Genomic DNA, 272 nt, shown 5'->3' on the forward strand with positions numbered 1-272 from the left:
TCGCCATGGCGGTCAACGATGGTTTGGTGGTCGCCACCGAGCAGCCGCACGACGCCATGGAAGTGCAGGGCGCCAACGACCGCAAGCAACTTTCCGAACTCGAGCGTCACTATCAATTGCGCGCCGGCCGCCGTTTGATGGCCCAAGGCGTGACCCTGCGCGACCCGGCTCGTTTCGATGTGCGCGGCGAAGTCACCGTTGGCCGCGATGTGCTGATCGACATCAACGTGATCCTCGAAGGCAAAGTCGTCATTGAAGACGACGTGGTGATC

The 272-nt window shown here is 61.8% G+C and carries 1 pseudogene; it reads left to right on the forward strand.

Features of this window, described 5'->3' with window-relative positions:
* Positions 1–26: 26 nt before the first annotated feature.
* Positions 27–272 (forward strand): annotated as a pseudogene (glmU, locus tag SB772_RS41145) (bifunctional UDP-N-acetylglucosamine diphosphorylase/glucosamine-1-phosphate N-acetyltransferase GlmU); the annotation flags it as partial.

Origin of the sequence: Paraburkholderia sp. SIMBA_030 (genome assembly GCF_046535245.1) — a bacterium.
GTDB lineage: Bacteria > Pseudomonadota > Gammaproteobacteria > Burkholderiales > Burkholderiaceae > Paraburkholderia.